The 16504-nt window shown below is 36.5% G+C and carries 13 protein-coding genes; 2 read left to right on the top strand and 11 right to left on the bottom strand.

Features of this window, described 5'->3' with window-relative positions; all coding sequences use genetic code 11:
• Positions 1–3: 3 nt before the first annotated feature.
• Both J2S74_RS16325 and J2S74_RS16320 read right to left on the bottom strand, forming a co-directional pair.
• A complete protein-coding gene (locus tag J2S74_RS16325; protein WP_307327249.1) occupies positions 4–1530 on the bottom strand; it encodes a tagaturonate reductase in 1527 nt (508 codons plus the stop codon).
• A gap of 165 nt (positions 1531–1695) precedes the next feature.
• On the bottom strand, positions 1696–3189 hold the full coding sequence (locus J2S74_RS16320; protein WP_307327248.1) for a UxaA family hydrolase: 1494 nt from the start codon (positions 3187–3189) through the stop codon (positions 1696–1698).
• Between the two features lie 218 nt (positions 3190–3407).
• On the opposite strand from J2S74_RS16320, the gene J2S74_RS16315 reads away from it, so the two are divergent.
• Positions 3408–4511: a glycoside hydrolase family 88/105 protein gene (locus J2S74_RS16315; protein ID WP_307327246.1), complete on the top strand. Its 1104-nt coding sequence runs from the start codon at positions 3408–3410 to the stop codon at positions 4509–4511.
• A 123-nt stretch (positions 4512–4634) separates the two neighbouring features.
• Complete coding sequence (locus J2S74_RS16310) at positions 4635–5636, top strand: LacI family DNA-binding transcriptional regulator (protein WP_307327245.1); 1002 nt, start codon at positions 4635–4637, stop codon at positions 5634–5636.
• 96 nt (positions 5637–5732) lie between these two features.
• Here the strand turns inward: J2S74_RS16310 and J2S74_RS16305 are convergent, their stop codons facing one another.
• The 9 genes from J2S74_RS16305 to J2S74_RS16265 all read right to left on the bottom strand — a co-directional run bounded on the left by J2S74_RS16305 (position 5733) and on the right by J2S74_RS16265 (position 16247).
• Positions 5733–6560: a sugar phosphate isomerase/epimerase family protein gene (locus J2S74_RS16305; protein ID WP_307327243.1), complete on the bottom strand. Its 828-nt coding sequence runs from the start codon at positions 6558–6560 to the stop codon at positions 5733–5735.
• A 278-nt stretch (positions 6561–6838) separates the two neighbouring features.
• Positions 6839–7324 (bottom strand): hypothetical protein, encoded by a 486-nt coding sequence (locus J2S74_RS16300; RefSeq protein WP_307327241.1) that lies wholly within the window; start codon positions 7322–7324, stop codon positions 6839–6841.
• A gap of 188 nt (positions 7325–7512) precedes the next feature.
• Entirely contained in the window at positions 7513–8916 is a 1404-nt protein-coding gene (gene uxaC, locus J2S74_RS16295; protein ID WP_307327239.1) for a glucuronate isomerase, read from the bottom strand.
• A gap of 115 nt (positions 8917–9031) precedes the next feature.
• On the bottom strand, positions 9032–10330 hold the full coding sequence (locus tag J2S74_RS16290) for a Gfo/Idh/MocA family protein (protein WP_307327237.1): 1299 nt from the start codon (positions 10328–10330) through the stop codon (positions 9032–9034).
• Positions 10331–10366: 36 nt separating this feature from the next.
• A complete protein-coding gene (locus J2S74_RS16285) occupies positions 10367–11212 on the bottom strand; it encodes a carbohydrate ABC transporter permease (RefSeq protein WP_307327235.1) in 846 nt (281 codons plus the stop codon).
• Positions 11212–12162: a carbohydrate ABC transporter permease gene (locus tag J2S74_RS16280; protein WP_307327233.1), complete on the bottom strand. Its 951-nt coding sequence runs from the start codon at positions 12160–12162 to the stop codon at positions 11212–11214. Before J2S74_RS16280 ends, J2S74_RS16285 begins: the two co-directional genes overlap by 1 nt.
• A gap of 74 nt (positions 12163–12236) precedes the next feature.
• Complete coding sequence (locus J2S74_RS16275; protein ID WP_307327231.1) at positions 12237–13598, bottom strand: ABC transporter substrate-binding protein; 1362 nt, start codon at positions 13596–13598, stop codon at positions 12237–12239.
• A 466-nt stretch (positions 13599–14064) separates the two neighbouring features.
• On the bottom strand, positions 14065–14727 hold the full coding sequence (locus J2S74_RS16270) for a YesL family protein (RefSeq protein WP_307327229.1): 663 nt from the start codon (positions 14725–14727) through the stop codon (positions 14065–14067).
• A gap of 173 nt (positions 14728–14900) precedes the next feature.
• The gene (locus J2S74_RS16265) at positions 14901–16247 is read right to left on the bottom strand and encodes a multi antimicrobial extrusion protein MatE (protein ID WP_307327227.1); all 1347 of its coding nucleotides are present in this window, start codon (positions 16245–16247) and stop codon (positions 14901–14903) included.
• Positions 16248–16504: the final 257 nt, after the last annotated feature.

Raw genomic sequence — 16504 nt, 5'->3', positions numbered from 1 at the left:
TCCTTACCTTTTCACCGTGCTTTGTACGAGCTTCTCCACACTTGCTTTCATTCCGTTAGACTTTATATCCATTAAAAAGTCTGTTACCTTGTCCGTTAACCCTTCAATCTTATTTAGATCTTCTCCCCAAACGGTATAATCGGAAAATAGTGTTGTGACAAACTCTTTTATCGTATTTTGTCCTTTATCTACATTACTCCAGCCTCGATAAAATGCTTCAAGTACTTCTGTGTTCTCTCGCATCATATACTCTTTTCCGTTACGAAGGCCTACTAAAGCATTTTCTTCCTTTCTTATAGGACGATAGTAAGCTAGTATGGCTGCTAAAGAAAACACCATTGCTTCTGGTAATGTCCCCTTTTTATCCAAGTAGCGATGGAGAGAAGGTAGTAATCGGGCCTTATATTTAAATACAGCATTTAAGCCAATATCAGTTAAGTAATGCTTATTATAAGGATTTAAAAATCGTTCCTTTACATCTTCCACAAAAGATTGTTTTTCATCTTCATTGGCTTGAACGGTAGGAAGGATTTCTCTAAAGCCTTGCTCCACAAACTGACGCAATGTACTTTCCTCCATCGTATCAAGAACCGTATCTACCCCATATAAATAAGAGACAGCAAACATCATCGTATGTGGACCATTCAAAAGACGGACCTTTAATTCACGATGGGGGGTTATATCCCCCCACTTGACGTTAAGCCCTGCTTTGTGAAGTGGCAATTTTTCCTTAACTACCTCATCCCCGTCAATGGCAAACATATGATACGGTTCTCCAACAGTAATGAAATAATCCTCGTAACCTAGTAAGCTATTAAACTCTTCTACATTATCCTTTGGAAAACCAGTTACAATTCGGTCCACCAATGTATTGCAAAAATGATTATGCTCTTTGACCCACATAATAAATTCCTTTGGCAGCTGCCAATCTTCTGCCTTTTTTAAAACATACTCTTTGAGCTTTATTCCATTGTCTTCAATTAATTCACAAGGGATAATGATTAATCCTGTATCAGCATCCCCTTTAAACTCCTGAAATCGGTGATATAAAAAGGCTGTTAGTTTTCCAGGAAAGGAATCAGGTGGCTCCCCTTCCACATATCCCTCATCCACATACGTTATACCTGCTTCTGTCGTATTAGAAAAAATAAATTCAAGCTCTCGAGATTCTCCCACTTTTAGAACCTCTAGCCATTCAGCCTTTGCATTCAAGCCTCTAGAAATGGAAAATATAACTTCACTCTTATCTACCACTCTGCCATTTTGGACACCCCTTAGGACCACTGTAAAAAGTCCATCCTGCTTGTTTAACTTTGGTATCGTTGGGCCCTGCGATAACGGCTGAACAACAACAACCTTTCCATTAAAAAGACCTTGTTTGTTCATTTGGTGAATCATCCAGTCCACATATCCACGCAAAAAATTCCCTTGCCCAAATTGTAATACCTTTTCCGGTAAATTTTCCTCACTAGGTAATTCCGCAGCGGTAGTGATATCTTCCCGCAGTAATGACGTATTAAGTAGCTTCATCCCGCACCTCTTCCCCTTAAATTTTAAATTGTTAAGATGGTTGTTTTTTAAATCTCGAAGGAGTGAAAGGCGGCGACTCCAGCGTTGCCCGCGGAAAGCGTCCGCCTGTAACGGATTCGATCTATAAACATTTTAGAAAACAGCCTTATCTTTTAATCTAAAATTTTATAAAATAACACCATCTTTAAAAATAGAAATCTCTTTAAATCCAAACTTCTCGTTGTTCGTTCTCACTTCACCAGATGCTAGTTGAAGGATGTATTCAAAAAACTCATCTGTGAGCTCCCCTTTATCTTTCCCTTCCACTAAAACACCGGCATTGAAATCAATCCAATTCTTCTTTTTGTTATATAGAGCTGAATTAGTTGAGATTTTCACTGTGGGAACAGGCCCCCCAAACGGCGTACCCCTTCCTGTTGTAAATAGAACAATGTGGGCTCCCGACGCTGCCAGAGCTGTAACAGAAACTAAATCATTTCCTGGCCCTTGCAACAGATTCAATCCTGTTTTTTGCATTCTAGAACCGTATGGTAATACATCTACAACCTCTGCAAAACCACCTTTTTGCACATTTCCTAAAGATTTCTCTTCTAATGTCGTAATGCCCCCCTTTTTATTACCTGGGGAAGGATTTTCATATACATTTTGTCCATGCTTCATAAAATACTCTTTAAAATCATTAACTAAGTCCACTATTTTTGTAAATGTTTGTTCGTCCTTGGCACGTTCCATAAGTATCTGCTCTGCACCAAATAACTCAGGTGTCTCCGTTAACACAGTGGAACCACCATGGGAAATGAGCTTATCTGAGAAAGCTCCTAATAAAGGGTTTGCTGTTATTCCTGAATAACCATCAGATCCTCCACATTTTAGTCCTACCTTTAGCTTAGAAACAGGAACAGGCTGCCGCTCAAATGACTTCGCATAGATAACTAATTCATCCATCAGCTTCATCGCTTCCTCTATTTCATCCTCAGCAGCTTGCACCTCTAAAAATTTCACTCGGTTTTCATTGTATTTACCGATGACTTTTTTAAATTCTTCAATATAATTATTTTCACAGCCAAGTCCCATTACTAATATGGCAGCAGCATTAGGATGATGTACTAAATTACTTAATATTTTTTGAGTATTATGGAGGTCATCTCCTAGTTGAGAGCAGCCAAAAAGGTGAGGATAATGATAAACGCCATCTAATTTTTCGTCTTTATACTGGTCACTTGCCATCTTGGCTACAATTTCACACGTTTTATTAATGCAGCCAACTGTATTAATAATCCAAATTTCATTTCTGATCCCTACATCACCATTTTCACGTACATAACCGTTAAAGGTTCGTTCAGTTGAGATCTTCTTTACACTACTAGTTTTTGGATTATAAGTATATTCTAACGTACCTTCTAAATTTGTTTTGACATTATGGGTGTGTACCCAATCACCTGCATAAATGGTTTCCTTAGCACTACCAATCGGGTACCCATATTTGATAACGTTTTCATTTTCTTGGATAGTATTTAAAGCAATTTTATGTCCTGCTGGTATCACTTTATTTACAAAAATCTCATTGTCATTTACTTGAATTGATTCTCCTTTTTGAAAATCCTTAAGGGCAAAGGCAACATTATCAAGCTCATTAACGATAATATATGTGGACTCCATCCATATCCTCCTCACGAATAACAACGTTGTTATAGTAATTATAAAAATGATCTAATTAAATGTCAATCTTAGAAACTTTTTAATTAGTATTTATTTTTAGTTTATTGTCTCTCAACCTATTGACACCGCTTTCATTTTGCATTTAAATTATAATTACAACGTTGTTATTAAAAATTAACATATTCAAATAGTTTGCTATATTTTCGGAGGTGTTTTCGTTGGCATATGAAAAAGTGGAAAAACTAAAGGCGCAATATATGGAAGGATGCGGTAAGTGGTATTCTTTAACATGGCACTATGTGGAGGGCTGCATTTTAAAAGCATATCTCGATAGTTACTCACAAAGTGGGAATGAGGAAGATTATCTTTTTGTAAAGAATTATATAGATCAATTATATGATAAAAATAATAATATCCCTCTTATAGACCCTAATTACTATAGTATCGACCAAATACGAATGTCCGCAATTTTATTTACCCTTTATGAAAAAGAAAAAGACTTAAAATATAAAAAAATACTAGACTTAATCTATAAGCAATTAGAAACTTACCCACGAACGGAGTCAGGTAGTTTCTGGCACAAAACAAACTATCCACATCAAATCTGGATGGACGGATTATACATGGGGCAACCTTTTTATGTTCAATACATAAAAGAGTTTGAACAGAAAAAGGATTATTCTGATACACTCAACCAGTTTAAAAATGCTCGAAAGTTCCTACTTGATGAAGAAACACAATTATATTATCACGCGTATGATGAGAGTAGAGAGATGTTTTGGTGTAATAAGGAAACAGGCTTATCCCCACATGTATGGTCCCGTGCCGTTGGTTGGTATGTAATGGCCCTTGTTGATATTTTAGAGGTATTAGAAGGAGAAGAGGTAGAGACTAACGAATTAAAAGAATTACTAAAAGAGGCTGTTGATGGAATGCTCCGTTATCAACACCATAGTGGAATGTGGTACCAAGTAGTTGAATATAGCGGAAGAAAAGGCAATTATTTAGAAACAAGTGGCACGGCAATGATATCATACGGCATCCTAAAGGCGGTTCGACTTGGATATTTACCAACAGACTACCGACAATACGGAGTGGATGCCTTTGAAGGTATCCTTCATCACTACCTTCATGAGGAAAATGGGGAGGTTCTTCTTGGAGGCATCTGTAAAAGTGCTGGTTTAGGTACCCATCCTGAACTTGGGGTAGTCCGTGATGGGAGTTACGAATATTATATAAATGGCGAACCGATCGTAACGAATAATGGCCATGGAGTTGCTCCATTTCTTATGGCTTATAACGAGTTGAAGTACCAGAAATAATTCAAAAAGTTGTCAACGCATAGTACTGAATATCACTACTATGCTATAATTAAAGAATAACAACGTTGTCTCAGCAAATAATAATTCATTATTTTAAAATAGATACCCTATGGAGGTAGAGCTATGAGCGTGACAATTAAAGATATAGCGAAATCTGCTGGAGTTAGCTACTCCACTGTATCCAAAGCTCTTCTTAATAGCCCCCTTGTGAAAGATGATACTAAAAGGAAAATAGTTGCTATTGCACAGGAACTTGGCTATCAGCCAAATGCCGCGGCTAGAAGTTTAGTATCAAAAAAATCTAACACCATTGGTGTTGTGTGGCCTAATGTAGAACGTGATGTTCACGCTGCATTAATTACAAAAATAAATAAACGTTTGGAAGAACACAATTATACTACGTTAATGTCCATAAATAATATCAGTGATGCAGTTAATACGTTTAACCGTTTTCAAGTCGATGCAATTCTTGTTTTTGATGGTGATGGAAAAACAGATTATTTTTCATCAACAGTGCCAGTTGTAGTTTATGGTCTTGCAAAACACGAAAATCCGTACCCTGTCGTGGATGTTAACAGAAAATTTGCCATAAAAAATGCGGTTCACTACCTGAACCGAATGGGACATAATAAGATTACCTATATCGGAGATTTACCATCAGACCCATTTCAGGTAGAAAAGGTAATTGGTTTCAAACAGGCCCTTCATGAATGTCAGATAGAGAATCACCCTAATTCACTTATTTCTGTTGGTGGCATGGATCAATACGATGGTTATATGGCGACTAAAAAATTGTTGGAAACAGAGAAGCCGACAGCAATAATTTGTGGAAGTCATGATTTATCTAAAGGGGTTCTTCGTGCAGTTAGTGAAAATAACCTCAAGGTACCAGATGATATTTCCATTATTAGCTACGATAACCTGCCACATAAGGAAAGTGAAGGTGGAAATAAACCTATTTCCATTGTAGGTGTTCCTCTAGATAAAATTACGGATAAACTTACAGAGATATTAATAGATTTAGTGAATAAAAAAGAAGTGGAAGATTCCATTATGCTGAGTCCTGAACTCAATATTACAAATTCCTGTAAACCTATTAATATTGATAAGAAGCTATCATTATAAAAGAGGTAGAGTCAAAAGGTCATTTTCTAACCTTTTGACTCTACCTCGAAGTATTTTAGATGAATAATCACACTGAGCTTTTCGTCCAGCTTCTCTTTAGTCTTTTACAGCTTGCTGTACCTTCTCGATATAATACTTACATTCTAACATCTCATAAGGCTTTGCTGCTTCCATTATAATGTTACATTTTGGTTTATATTGTTCCAAAAGTTTCACGTACAAAGCATAGTTCATTTTCCCTTTTCCAGGTGGAACAGTTTGAATGCTATTGTCTTCTAATAGAATGCGATCCTTAGCATGGCAGGCCACAATATGATCTCCTAGCAAATGGAAAGCTTCCTCAATAACTTGGTCCTGTTGATGAAAATTTTTAGCGGTTAAGAGGTTTCCTGGGTCTAATACAACGCCAATTTGGGAAGAATTTAACTCCTCTAACATGTGTTTTAATGAAGCTGCAGTATCAATCAGGTGATCATTAGCAGGTTCAATCCCTACAAATACTCCCCATTTTTCTCCTTCTTCAATTAATTCTTCTAAAGTAGATTTTAAGATATTCCAATCCTCATTACTAACCTTCCAAGAGGGTTTACCTACTTCCGCTGCAACTACTGGAGCCCCTAGTAAACTAGCATAACGAATTAATTCTTTGAAACGATCAATATTTTCACGACGAGTAACGATGTCTTTATGATAAAGATGAAGATAACAAGCAAGGACGGAGATAGAAACTCCATGCTTTTGGAATGTTTCCCTTATATCTGTAGCTAAACCGGGATTTAAAAGACCGGCTTTATTAAAATCATAATCATCCACAGCTTTCCATAGTGCTAATTGAACATGCTTGAAGCCATGTGTACTTACTTCAACAGCAAGTTGCTTATAAGGCATCTTTCCAAATAAATGTGCTAAAACTCCAACACTCATTTTCATTCCCCCTAAAAAGAAGTTTAATCTATAAATTATTTAATTTCTTGGTCGACCATTAAAATACGAATCAAGTTGTCATTCGCTACGGTCCACTCGCTTTCCGTGGGTGATCTGACAAGCCTCCTCACGACTTCGTCGTTGCGGTGTCTCGTCTTGATCATTCTCCCACAGGAGTCTCGTGGACCTTCGCTCATTTCAAGGAGAAAAATATTTTATTCTCCATGGTGCGAATTTCAATTTGCATGGGGTCTACCGTGAAAATACGAATCTGGTTGTCATTCGCTGAAATTGGTGGTTTCGATTTGTTCCTGCAATATATCGTCAACATTAGAAACAGATTTATATTTCAATTCCTCCAATACATTCGTTGTATCCCAAGGTTTCTCCTCGTTATCGGACACACCATAGTACGTTCCGTAGGTTATATTTGACTCGATGGCCGCTGTGAACAAGCCAATCACGTCCTTATCCGTTAATAGCGTCTTTTTTAGTCTTGGATGCTTTTTTATGGCTATCGTTTCCTCTTCTGGAGGTACAGAACCGATTCGTAGGTTAATACAAGACATGGAGCGGTGTTGAGTAAAAAGAAAGCCTGCTTGTTCCGATGCTAACTTTAAAAGTCCGTAGACACTTTTCATATAAGGATAATCATTAACGTTAATCTCTCTTCCTAATAGAGATTTACCTTCTACTTCATAATAATCTGTCACATGGTTACTGCTGGCAAATATGTAAAAAATAAAAAGGTCAATAAAATACAAGCCTCTAATCTCATGGGAGATTGAGGCTTATCCATATAGGCTATGGAAGGAAAAAACTTATTTAATGGCTGTTTTCTAAAAGATGTTGTTTTTGAGAGAATATAGTATGGCTTGGATACGCTACAGACGGACGCTTTCCGCGGGCAACGCTTCAGCCTCCTTCCACTTCTCCAAGCCTAGGAAACAGCTTATTTAATTTCAAAATAATTATTAGCGTTTGTATAGCAAATGTCCTGTACGATTTTCCCTAGTAATTCGTAATCTCTTGGTGCTTCTCCTTTTTCTACCCATCCACCTACTAAATCACATAATATACGTCTGAAATACTCATGACGGGTATAGGAAAGGAAGCTCCTTGAATCTGTCAGCATACCAACGAAAGTGCTCAATAAGCCAATGTTTGCTAAATCAGTCATTTGTTTAATCATGCCGTCTTTTTGGTCGTTATACCACCAGCCAGAACCTAACTGCAGCTTCCCCCTTGTTCCACCTGACTGGAAGTTTCCAATGGCAGTGGCAATCGTGTAATTATGGTTTGGATTTAAACTATAAAGGATTGTTTTTGGCAGTTCATCGTTTTTATCTAACTCATTTAAGAAACCATTTAAGGAGCGGGATAAATCAAAATCATGAATAGAATCAAAGCCAGTATCTGGACCTAATTTTTTAAACATACGTTCATTGTTATTTCGAATTGCTCCAACGTGGAATTGCATAACCCACCCTAAAGAATGATACATACGCCCTAAGAACAAGAGAGTGTATGTTTTATACTTTTCTTCTTCTTCTTTACTAATACTCTGACCAGCAATACCCTTTTCAAAAATTCCAGCTGCCTCTTCTAACGTACATTCTAAGAAAGGTAATGTTTCAATTCCATGATCTGAGATTCTACAGCCAACTTCATGAAAATAATGCATTCTATTCTCTAAAGCCTTTAATAAATCTTCGTAAGATGTAATCTTTATATCTGCGGAATCGGATAACTTTTGTACATAGTCCTTAAACTCTGGTCGAGTAATTTCTACTGCTTTATCTGGACGGAATGCTGGGAGCACCTTTGTTTTTATGGCTGAATTTCCCTTTATTTCCTTATGATGTTCTAAGCTATCGATAGGATCATCCGTAGTACAAATGACATTAACACCCGATCTTTCAATAATCCTTTGAGTCGTTAACTCCTCCGTTTGTAACAAAGAGTTACAATGTTGCCAGATTTCTTCACTTGTATCTTCATTTAATAATAAATCCGTATCGAAATATCGCTTCAACTCTAAATGAGTCCAATGATAGAGGGGGTTACCGATGGTATATGGTACCGCCTTTGACCATGCACGAAATTTATCATAATCACTCGCACTACCAGTAATGAGTTCTTCATCAATTCCTAAGCTCCTCATGGCTCTCCACTTATAGTGATCACCATGAAGCCAAATTTCAGATATATTACTGAACATTTTATTTTCAGCAATTTCCTTTGGGCTCAAATGGCAGTGATAATCATAGATTGGCATTTCTTTAGCAAAGTCATGATATAAAACTTTACCAGCTTCATTGTTAAGCATAAAATTATCATGAATAAATGGTTTCATACCGAGTTATAGACCTCCTCCTAAAATAATAACTTTATTAATAATTTAATAGAAAACGTTGTTATTAAATTTATTAACTTAACCTTCCTACTATACTCGGAAGGTAATCAATTGGTTATTTAGTACTAATGGATTCTTTAGATAGGCTTAAAACTTCGTTAATACTAATTGGTTTATTCTCCTTAACTGAACGCCAAACCGCCTCTCCTGTAGCAACGGCGAAAGCCCCATCTTCTGTACCAGATAAAATGGTGTACGGTCTTCTTGGGTCTACTCCTAGGAATAGATCCTCCAGCATAATTGGGTCTGCCCCGCCATGCCCTCCCTCTTTATGAACGACATGAATCGTTTCCTTTGAACCGAAAATAGGGAAATAGTCAATCGTCTGAACTTCCGTTGGAAATGGTACCCGTTGAGGTATATGATACTCAACCGTTTCAATTCTTCCTTTCGTACCGTTAATTGCCAGTCGATACCCTTCATATGGTAAAGAAAAGTTAACAGAATAGCTTAAAAGAGCACCTTTATCATACTTAACCGTTGCAGTATACGTGTCCTCTATATTAATCTCTGAGTCATAAATACATTGATCAGAGCGATAGTTTGTGTAATCACTGTCCACATCCGTGTTACCAACGTGGTCGTCCACAACTTCAATATTTTTACTTCTAGAGTTCCATCGTGTATAGTAATCACAATCTAATTGTACATCACAAGTAGCACAAAATCTTCCATCTTCTTTCTTTGGGTTGAGTTCACCTTCTGGTCCATAATAATTTAGAGCACCATAGGCAAATGCTTCTACAGGTTTTTGATCTGTCCACCAGCTAACTAAATCAAAATGATGAGAGCTTTTGTGAATAGATAAACCACCGGAAAATTCCCTTATTCGATTCCAGCGTTGAAAATAACTAGATCCATGATACGTATCGATATACCAGTTTAAATCTACGGATGTTATCCTTCCCACTTTATCTTCTAAAATTAACTCTTTAATTTTTGAATGAATAGGAGTGTAGCGATAATTAAATGTAACGATTACTTTCCCACTGCTTTTAGCCTCAGCATCTAATATTTTTTTACAATCCTCACCAGTTGTAGCCATTGGTTTTTCAACAATGACATCTAAGCCCTTTTCCAAAGCTTTTAAGATATAAGTTACATGTGTGTCATCTCTACTAGCAACAATAACTGCATCTGGTTGATTCTCTGCTACCATTTGATCAAAATCATCTGGAAGATACTCTGGAATTGATAAAAGGGAAGGGTATGTATTTTTACATACCTCAAAGCGTTTTGAATCCGAATCCAACAAACCTACAACTTTGGCTGTGGACGAAAAAGTATTAAGTATAGGCTCTATAAACATATTTAATGCTCTTTTGCTAACACCACAAATTGCATATTTTCTCATGACTTCCATCACCCTTTTCTTCTATATATCTAATGTCTATTTAATACCTGTAGTAGCAATTCCCTTAACTAAATATTTCTGACAGAATAAGAACAAGATAAATTGCGGTATCAAGGATAAGGTAGACATGGCAATTAGTGGTCCCCACGCTGTCAAGTTATCTGGGTCTGAGAAAGCACGTAACCCTAATGCAACGGTGTAGAGATTTGTATTCTGTAAATAAATTAATGGTGATAAGAAGTCATCCCAAGTCCACATAAATTGGAAAATCATTACGGTAACTAGGGCAGGTTTACATAAAGGTAAAATGACATACCAGAATACACCGTACCATGAACAACCATCAATAATGGCTGCTTCGTCTAACTCCCTTGGTATCCCTCGAATAAATTGAACCATTAAGAAAATGAAAAATGGTGATCCACCAATAAATGCTGGTACAACAAGTGGTAAAAATGTATTTACCCATCCTAAATTATGGAATAGGATATATTGAGGAATTAATGTTACTTGCATTGGAAGCATTACTGTCGCCAATAAACAAGCAAATAATATTCCTTGAAATTTAAACTTTAGTCTTGCAAAAGCAAAGGCTACAAGACTGGAAGAAAATAAAGCCCCAACAACTGATAAAGTTGTAACGATCATAGAGTTTTTAAAGAACAAGTCGAAACCATATCTACCAAACCCTTGCCAACCTTGAGCGTAGTTTTCCCATCTAAAATCGGAAGGCAGTAATGATGCAGCATTTAAAAAGATTTCATGCTCTGGTTTAAGTGAACTTGCTGCCATCCATAATATCGGGTAAAGCATCAGGAAACCGAATCCTATAATAAACGAATGATAGAGAATAGACGATGTTTTTGATTTTTTTGTTTCCATTAGCTTTTGCCTCCTTCCGACTCATAGTAAACCCATTTTTTCGAGGATTTAAAGATGATGAACGTTACTATTGCAATAACAACAAGTAACACCCAAGCAAGTGCTGAAGCATACCCCATTCGGAAATTCGTAAATGCTTCACGGTATAAATATAAAGCATAGAATAAAGTTCGGTTAACAGGACCCCCCTCTGTGATTAAGAACGCTTGGGTAAAGGTCATGAACCCGTTTATCATTTGAAAAATAAGGTTAAAGAAAATAACTGGAGTCAATAAAGGTAAAGTAATATTAAAAAACTTCCTAACTCTACCTGCACCGTCAACAGATGCAGCCTCATAAAGTTCTCCAGGAATTTGTCTTAAACCTGCTAAGAATATAACCATTGGTGAACCAAATTGCCAAACTACTAAAATAATTAATACCCATAACGCGTAATCCGGATGAGAAAACCAGTTATATCCCTCTATACCAAACCAAGCTAATACGTGGTTTAATGCTCCATCCCTTCCAAAAATCTGTCTCCAAATAACAGCGATAGCAACACTTCCTCCAATAATGGATGGAACGTAGTAGATTAGCGTATAAATTCCTGATCCACGATGTCCCATATTCATTAACATCGCTACAAAAAGGGCAAATATTAATTTTAGAGGAACAGAAATAAGGACGAAAATAAGTGTTACTTTCATTGATTGTATAAATAATTGGTCATTCGTAAAAATACGAATATAATTATCTAATCCAACCCACTGTGGTGCAGTTAACATATTATAATTAGTGAAAGATAAATAGAATGAGTAGATCATCGGACCAATAACGAAACCTATAAATCCTATAAGCCAAGGGGAAAGAAAAGATAAAGCAACTAAATTTTGTTTTAAATCCCTCTTTTTGGCATTTTTATTAAATGTGTTTTGTAGTGACTGTGGATTCCCTAGCTCGCTTTTCATTGTAAACCTCCTTCTGAGGAAGTAAAAGCCATCAATTGATGGCTTTTACTCATTAAACTTTTCCCACAATTTCTCTATCTATCGATAATATCTTGAACACCTCTTTTATACTCTTCAAGTGCTTCTTCTGGAGTTTTAAGTCCATATAACACTTCATAAACAACATTCTCAAAGAATCTATCCATTTCCTGACCTGTCGGAGGTGGTGGTGGTGGTGCTGCACCCGCATGTTCAGAAATCAAGTCAATATACTCAAACTGTTGTTGGACTGTTCTTTCAGCACTAGCATATAAATGCTCACGAATTTCAGAAGAAATTGGTACACCGCGATCCCCTTGGAATACTTCATGTGCTTCAATACTGTTAGTTAAGAAATCCATAAACTTCACAACTTCATCAGGATGCTCTGTATTCGCATTCATGGAGAAGAATAAGGATGCTCTTACATATTGACCAGACTCTCCACTTTCACCAAACGGTAAAGTAGTTAATTCAAAATTACGGTTTGCTGCTGCAGATGTAGCAACAATTTGGTTACTATGAATTATTTGCATTGGAACATCGCCTGTAACTAACAAATAGTTTTCGATGGAACCAGTAGCTTCTAACACGTCAGCAGGAGGAGCAAGACCTTCCGCTTCTAAATCTAACCAGAAGTTGATGTAATCTAAGAATAATTGATCATCATCCCAACCAAGACCTGTTCCTTCTTCATTATATAACCAGTATCCATGCTGTCTTAACCAAATACCAAAGCCTCTGTCATGCTGAACGTCGTTTCGTACTGCATAGTCTAATCCTAAAGCTTCCTGAACAGCACGCCCTTTTTCTACATAATCAGCCCAAGTATCACCAGGTTGTGGATACTCTACACCAGCCTCATCAAACATATCTGGGTTAAAAGCAAGGGCGAAAGCATTACTTCCAGAGTTTAGACCTACTAATTGATCACCAATGTATCCAGGGTCTAACGCTGATTGATCAATATTATCTGTATTGATTGCCCCAGAGTCAATGTAAGGTTGTAAATCTGCTAAAAGGCCACTTTGAGTATACTGTGGCAACCAGCGGTCAACCATCTGGAAAATATCTGGTGCATTTCCACCGGCAGCTTGTGTTGCTAATCTTTCAGAGAAATCATCAAATCCTAAAAACTCATAGTCAATTGTTACATGTGGATTTTCTGCCTCATACATTTCGATTACTTGTAAAGTTCTGTCATGACGGTCTTGGTTTCCCCACCACATAAAGCGGAGTACAATGTCTTCCTCTTCATCAGATGTTGCTTCTTCATTGGAACCGTTTGAGTCACTTGAACCATTCGAATCACTTCCTTCAGTAGCATCCGTTGGCTCGTCACTTGAACAAGCGGCAAACACTGTAAGCGCCATCATAATAACCAGTACTAATGAGAAGATTTTGAACTTTCCAAACATGCAATTTCCCCCTTAACATTTTTAAATAAATTACCCTATTAGACTACAACATGACAACCATAACTAAAATATTAGTAATCTATTATGTACCGTGCCCCCTTTCATTTTACTATATTCAAAAAAACATAACAGAAAATTATTAATTATTCCTCATCCATAACAACGTTGTAATTATTATGGAAATCTGAGTAACAACGTTGTAAATTTATATTATCATGGAGGGTAAGCGTTTTCAATGACAATTTTAAATTTTTTCATAATTTATTTTTCTTTTAACATTCGAAATACTATAATTATACAAGAAATCCTCTAATAATATGGGGTTTTAAAGTATTCTTTATTCGTAGCTTTAAATGGCCAACTCCATAAACAACATAGAAGAACCGCAATAGATGTAATACAATCATTTGCGGCCCTTATTAGTTATACCTCTGTTAAAAACTCTCAAAAATGATTGTTGCACCAACTACATAGTAGCCCGTGCTGTGGCTGTACTTTCTTCTGTTTTTTCCCCATGTTTATTTTGTATTTTGTCAAAAATCCTATAGGTGATCAACATTAAAATCATACTAATTGGCGCAACACTGAAAAATAAAAACAAAGCAGAATTCCAAATAACTATGAACATACTAAAGCCTGCAAGGGACGCCATCAATAACGATTGAAAAGGGTTGGAAAGGGCTAAAATACAAGCATATTTTAAGTATTGAAAAACCCTTAACTCGTAGTGAACATAGACTGGGAATATATAAAGTAATACAATGACAAAGTTCACAAAAGCTACTATGAACACGATATGCAAAATTTGAGATAGGACACCCTCCATGTTTTGGAAAAAGTAAATGTCAAATAATAAAATAGCTCCAATAACTAATAAGGTAAAGGCCAGAAGATTAACCTTTATAAATTCCTTTCGGAAAGTATTCCAGAACAATTTAGTTATAGCAATATCCCTGTCACCCTCTATCCATTTCCGAACTACAGTAAATACGGAAGCTGTAGCAGGGGCCATACCAAAAATAACTCCCCCTAAAAGTGTAAAACCAAACCATAATATGTTGACGTACGCTAGCTTCATTATCCAATCACACGCAAGAAAAAAGGGACTTGCTATTTTTCCTAAATCCATCTTCATATTCCCCCTTATATCGTTATTAAGCCATGTATTAACGGGCAAATGAACTACACTGCTATTAATCAATCATTCTAATAACGTTGTTATTTTAATTGTATGTTAGAACGGGGTTCATTTCAATAGCAGAAAATTCTATCACTTAAGTAAGGTAAGATTACTTCTTTATTCTAACCTTCCACTTTTCTTCTTCTAGTGTTAGCTTTAGAAGAAGATTTCTCTGGTTTGTATTTTAGTATAATGGTAAGAATTATTAACTCGGCTAATAAACCAATACTAATTGCAATGGAACCAATAGCCCCTCCTAAAGGAGAAAAATAATAAAACATCATCACCAGCATCCCTAGAGTTACGATCACATTACCTGTTTGGGAAAATGCCATAATTCGAGTTTCAGCTCTATTCATGACCATGCCATGTAGAAAGTCTACCCATGGAAAAATAAGCGCAAATAGTAAGAAAAACGTTAAAGCTGATAAGCTTTCCTGCAGTAGTTCACCTGACAGCCCCATTATGTTCTGTAACAAAACGGTTCCTAAAGGAGTAAAAACAATAAGGCACAAAAAAAGTGAAGGAATCATATTGGCGTAGATAGCAAAACGAATAACAACGGTTGAATCTTTTCGGTAAAAGTTCATTACTATTTGATGCATATAAGAAGTAAAGCTAAGAAACAACTGAGTTACTGCCCAAGCAACAGCATAAGAGGCAACCGCCACTTCTCCTTTTTCACTCCAGCCTAATGTCACGTTAATGGAAGGTTGGATTAATACCGCTATAAAAGAGGCTAATAATAATGGACGATAAAAACTTAATACATGGGAACTCTTTTGAATAGTATGGTCCTCTTTCTTTTCTGGAAGCTGTTTAATGAGATGTAAACCTTCCAATGTACTAACCAATGCTTCAATAGCCATCCCAACTAAAAAAATAATGGAACCTATATAGCCGTGATGCACCAAGTCTTGAGTGACTAGAATATAAGCTAGGACAGCCATTACTAATAATCTAAAGACCATACTAATGGTCATCCACTTCGTCCTGAGATTATTTATGATTATGCCTTGAAAGAGACACCTGATACCAGAAAAAATGGTTACAAATAAAAGAATTCTATAGGCATCTAACGTAGAAGTAAGTAACTCGCTGTTGACCCCAAAAATGTACATTAAAATCCATTTACCTATAAAGGAATATGCAATAATTAAAGATAAGAATAAAATGATGAGCAGAACGTAAATGGAAACTTTCGATACAGCCCGGTAGGAGGCTTTATCACGTATAAGCTTTGCAGAGGTTGGCCGTATAACGAAAGCTGCCTTTTCAAAAATAGTAAATAAACTCATGGCAATGGAATAGCTTGCAATAACAAAGGCAGGATCTGGTGCCCTTGCTAGTGTACTATTAATAATTAGGTGAGAAAAAGTCACTAGGCTAGCCGAAAAACCTAATGGAAGAAAAAACCAGAAAACTGTACGATAGCTTAATAAGTTTTTAGAATCTGAATGCAAATTCATTTGTATTCCTTTCTCCAATTTTTTCACTACAACTGAAGCATTTAAACATTCATTATATAAATAATACTTTTTACAGAATGAGTTCAAAAAGCTCCAAAACCCTACCATTTTATACGAAAACAATGTTTTAAGTTGATTTACGCTACAGGCACTCGCTTTCCGCGGGCAACGCTTCAGCCTCCTCGGGAAACCCGCCCTGCGGTGTCTTCAGCCGTTGCTTTTCCCGCAGGAGTCTCGTGCCTTGCGCTTCAATCAAC

Origin of the sequence: Evansella vedderi (assembly GCF_030813435.1) — a bacterium.
Taxonomy (GTDB): Bacteria; Bacillota; Bacilli; order Bacillales; family Salisediminibacteriaceae; genus Evansella; species Evansella vedderi.
The sequence above is the reverse complement of the archived record's forward strand: the minus strand, read 5'-3'. Positions and strand labels throughout refer to the sequence as shown.

Excerpts from the sequence above, each read along its gene's own strand:
- J2S74_RS16325 (WP_307327249.1), bottom strand. The coding sequence starts at position 1,530 with ATGAAGCTACTTAATACGTCATTACTGCGGGAAGATATCACTACCGCT.
- J2S74_RS16320 (WP_307327248.1), bottom strand. The coding sequence starts at position 3,189 with ATGGAGTCCACATATATTATCGTTAATGAGCTTGATAATGTTGCCTTT.
- J2S74_RS16310 (WP_307327245.1), top strand. The coding sequence starts at position 4,635 with ATGAGCGTGACAATTAAAGATATAGCGAAATCTGCTGGAGTTAGCTAC.
- J2S74_RS16305 (WP_307327243.1), bottom strand. The coding sequence starts at position 6,560 with ATGAGTGTTGGAGTTTTAGCACATTTATTTGGAAAGATGCCTTATAAG.
- uxaC (WP_307327239.1), bottom strand. The coding sequence starts at position 8,916 with ATGAAACCATTTATTCATGATAATTTTATGCTTAACAATGAAGCTGGT.
- J2S74_RS16290 (WP_307327237.1), bottom strand. The coding sequence starts at position 10,330 with ATGAGAAAATATGCAATTTGTGGTGTTAGCAAAAGAGCATTAAATATG.
- J2S74_RS16285 (WP_307327235.1), bottom strand. The coding sequence starts at position 11,212 with ATGGAAACAAAAAAATCAAAAACATCGTCTATTCTCTATCATTCGTTT.
- J2S74_RS16280 (WP_307327233.1), bottom strand. The coding sequence starts at position 12,162 with ATGAAAAGCGAGCTAGGGAATCCACAGTCACTACAAAACACATTTAAT.
- J2S74_RS16275 (WP_307327231.1), bottom strand. The coding sequence starts at position 13,598 with ATGTTTGGAAAGTTCAAAATCTTCTCATTAGTACTGGTTATTATGATG.
- J2S74_RS16270 (WP_307327229.1), bottom strand. The coding sequence starts at position 14,727 with ATGGATTTAGGAAAAATAGCAAGTCCCTTTTTTCTTGCGTGTGATTGG.
- J2S74_RS16265 (WP_307327227.1), bottom strand. The coding sequence starts at position 16,247 with ATGAATTTGCATTCAGATTCTAAAAACTTATTAAGCTATCGTACAGTT.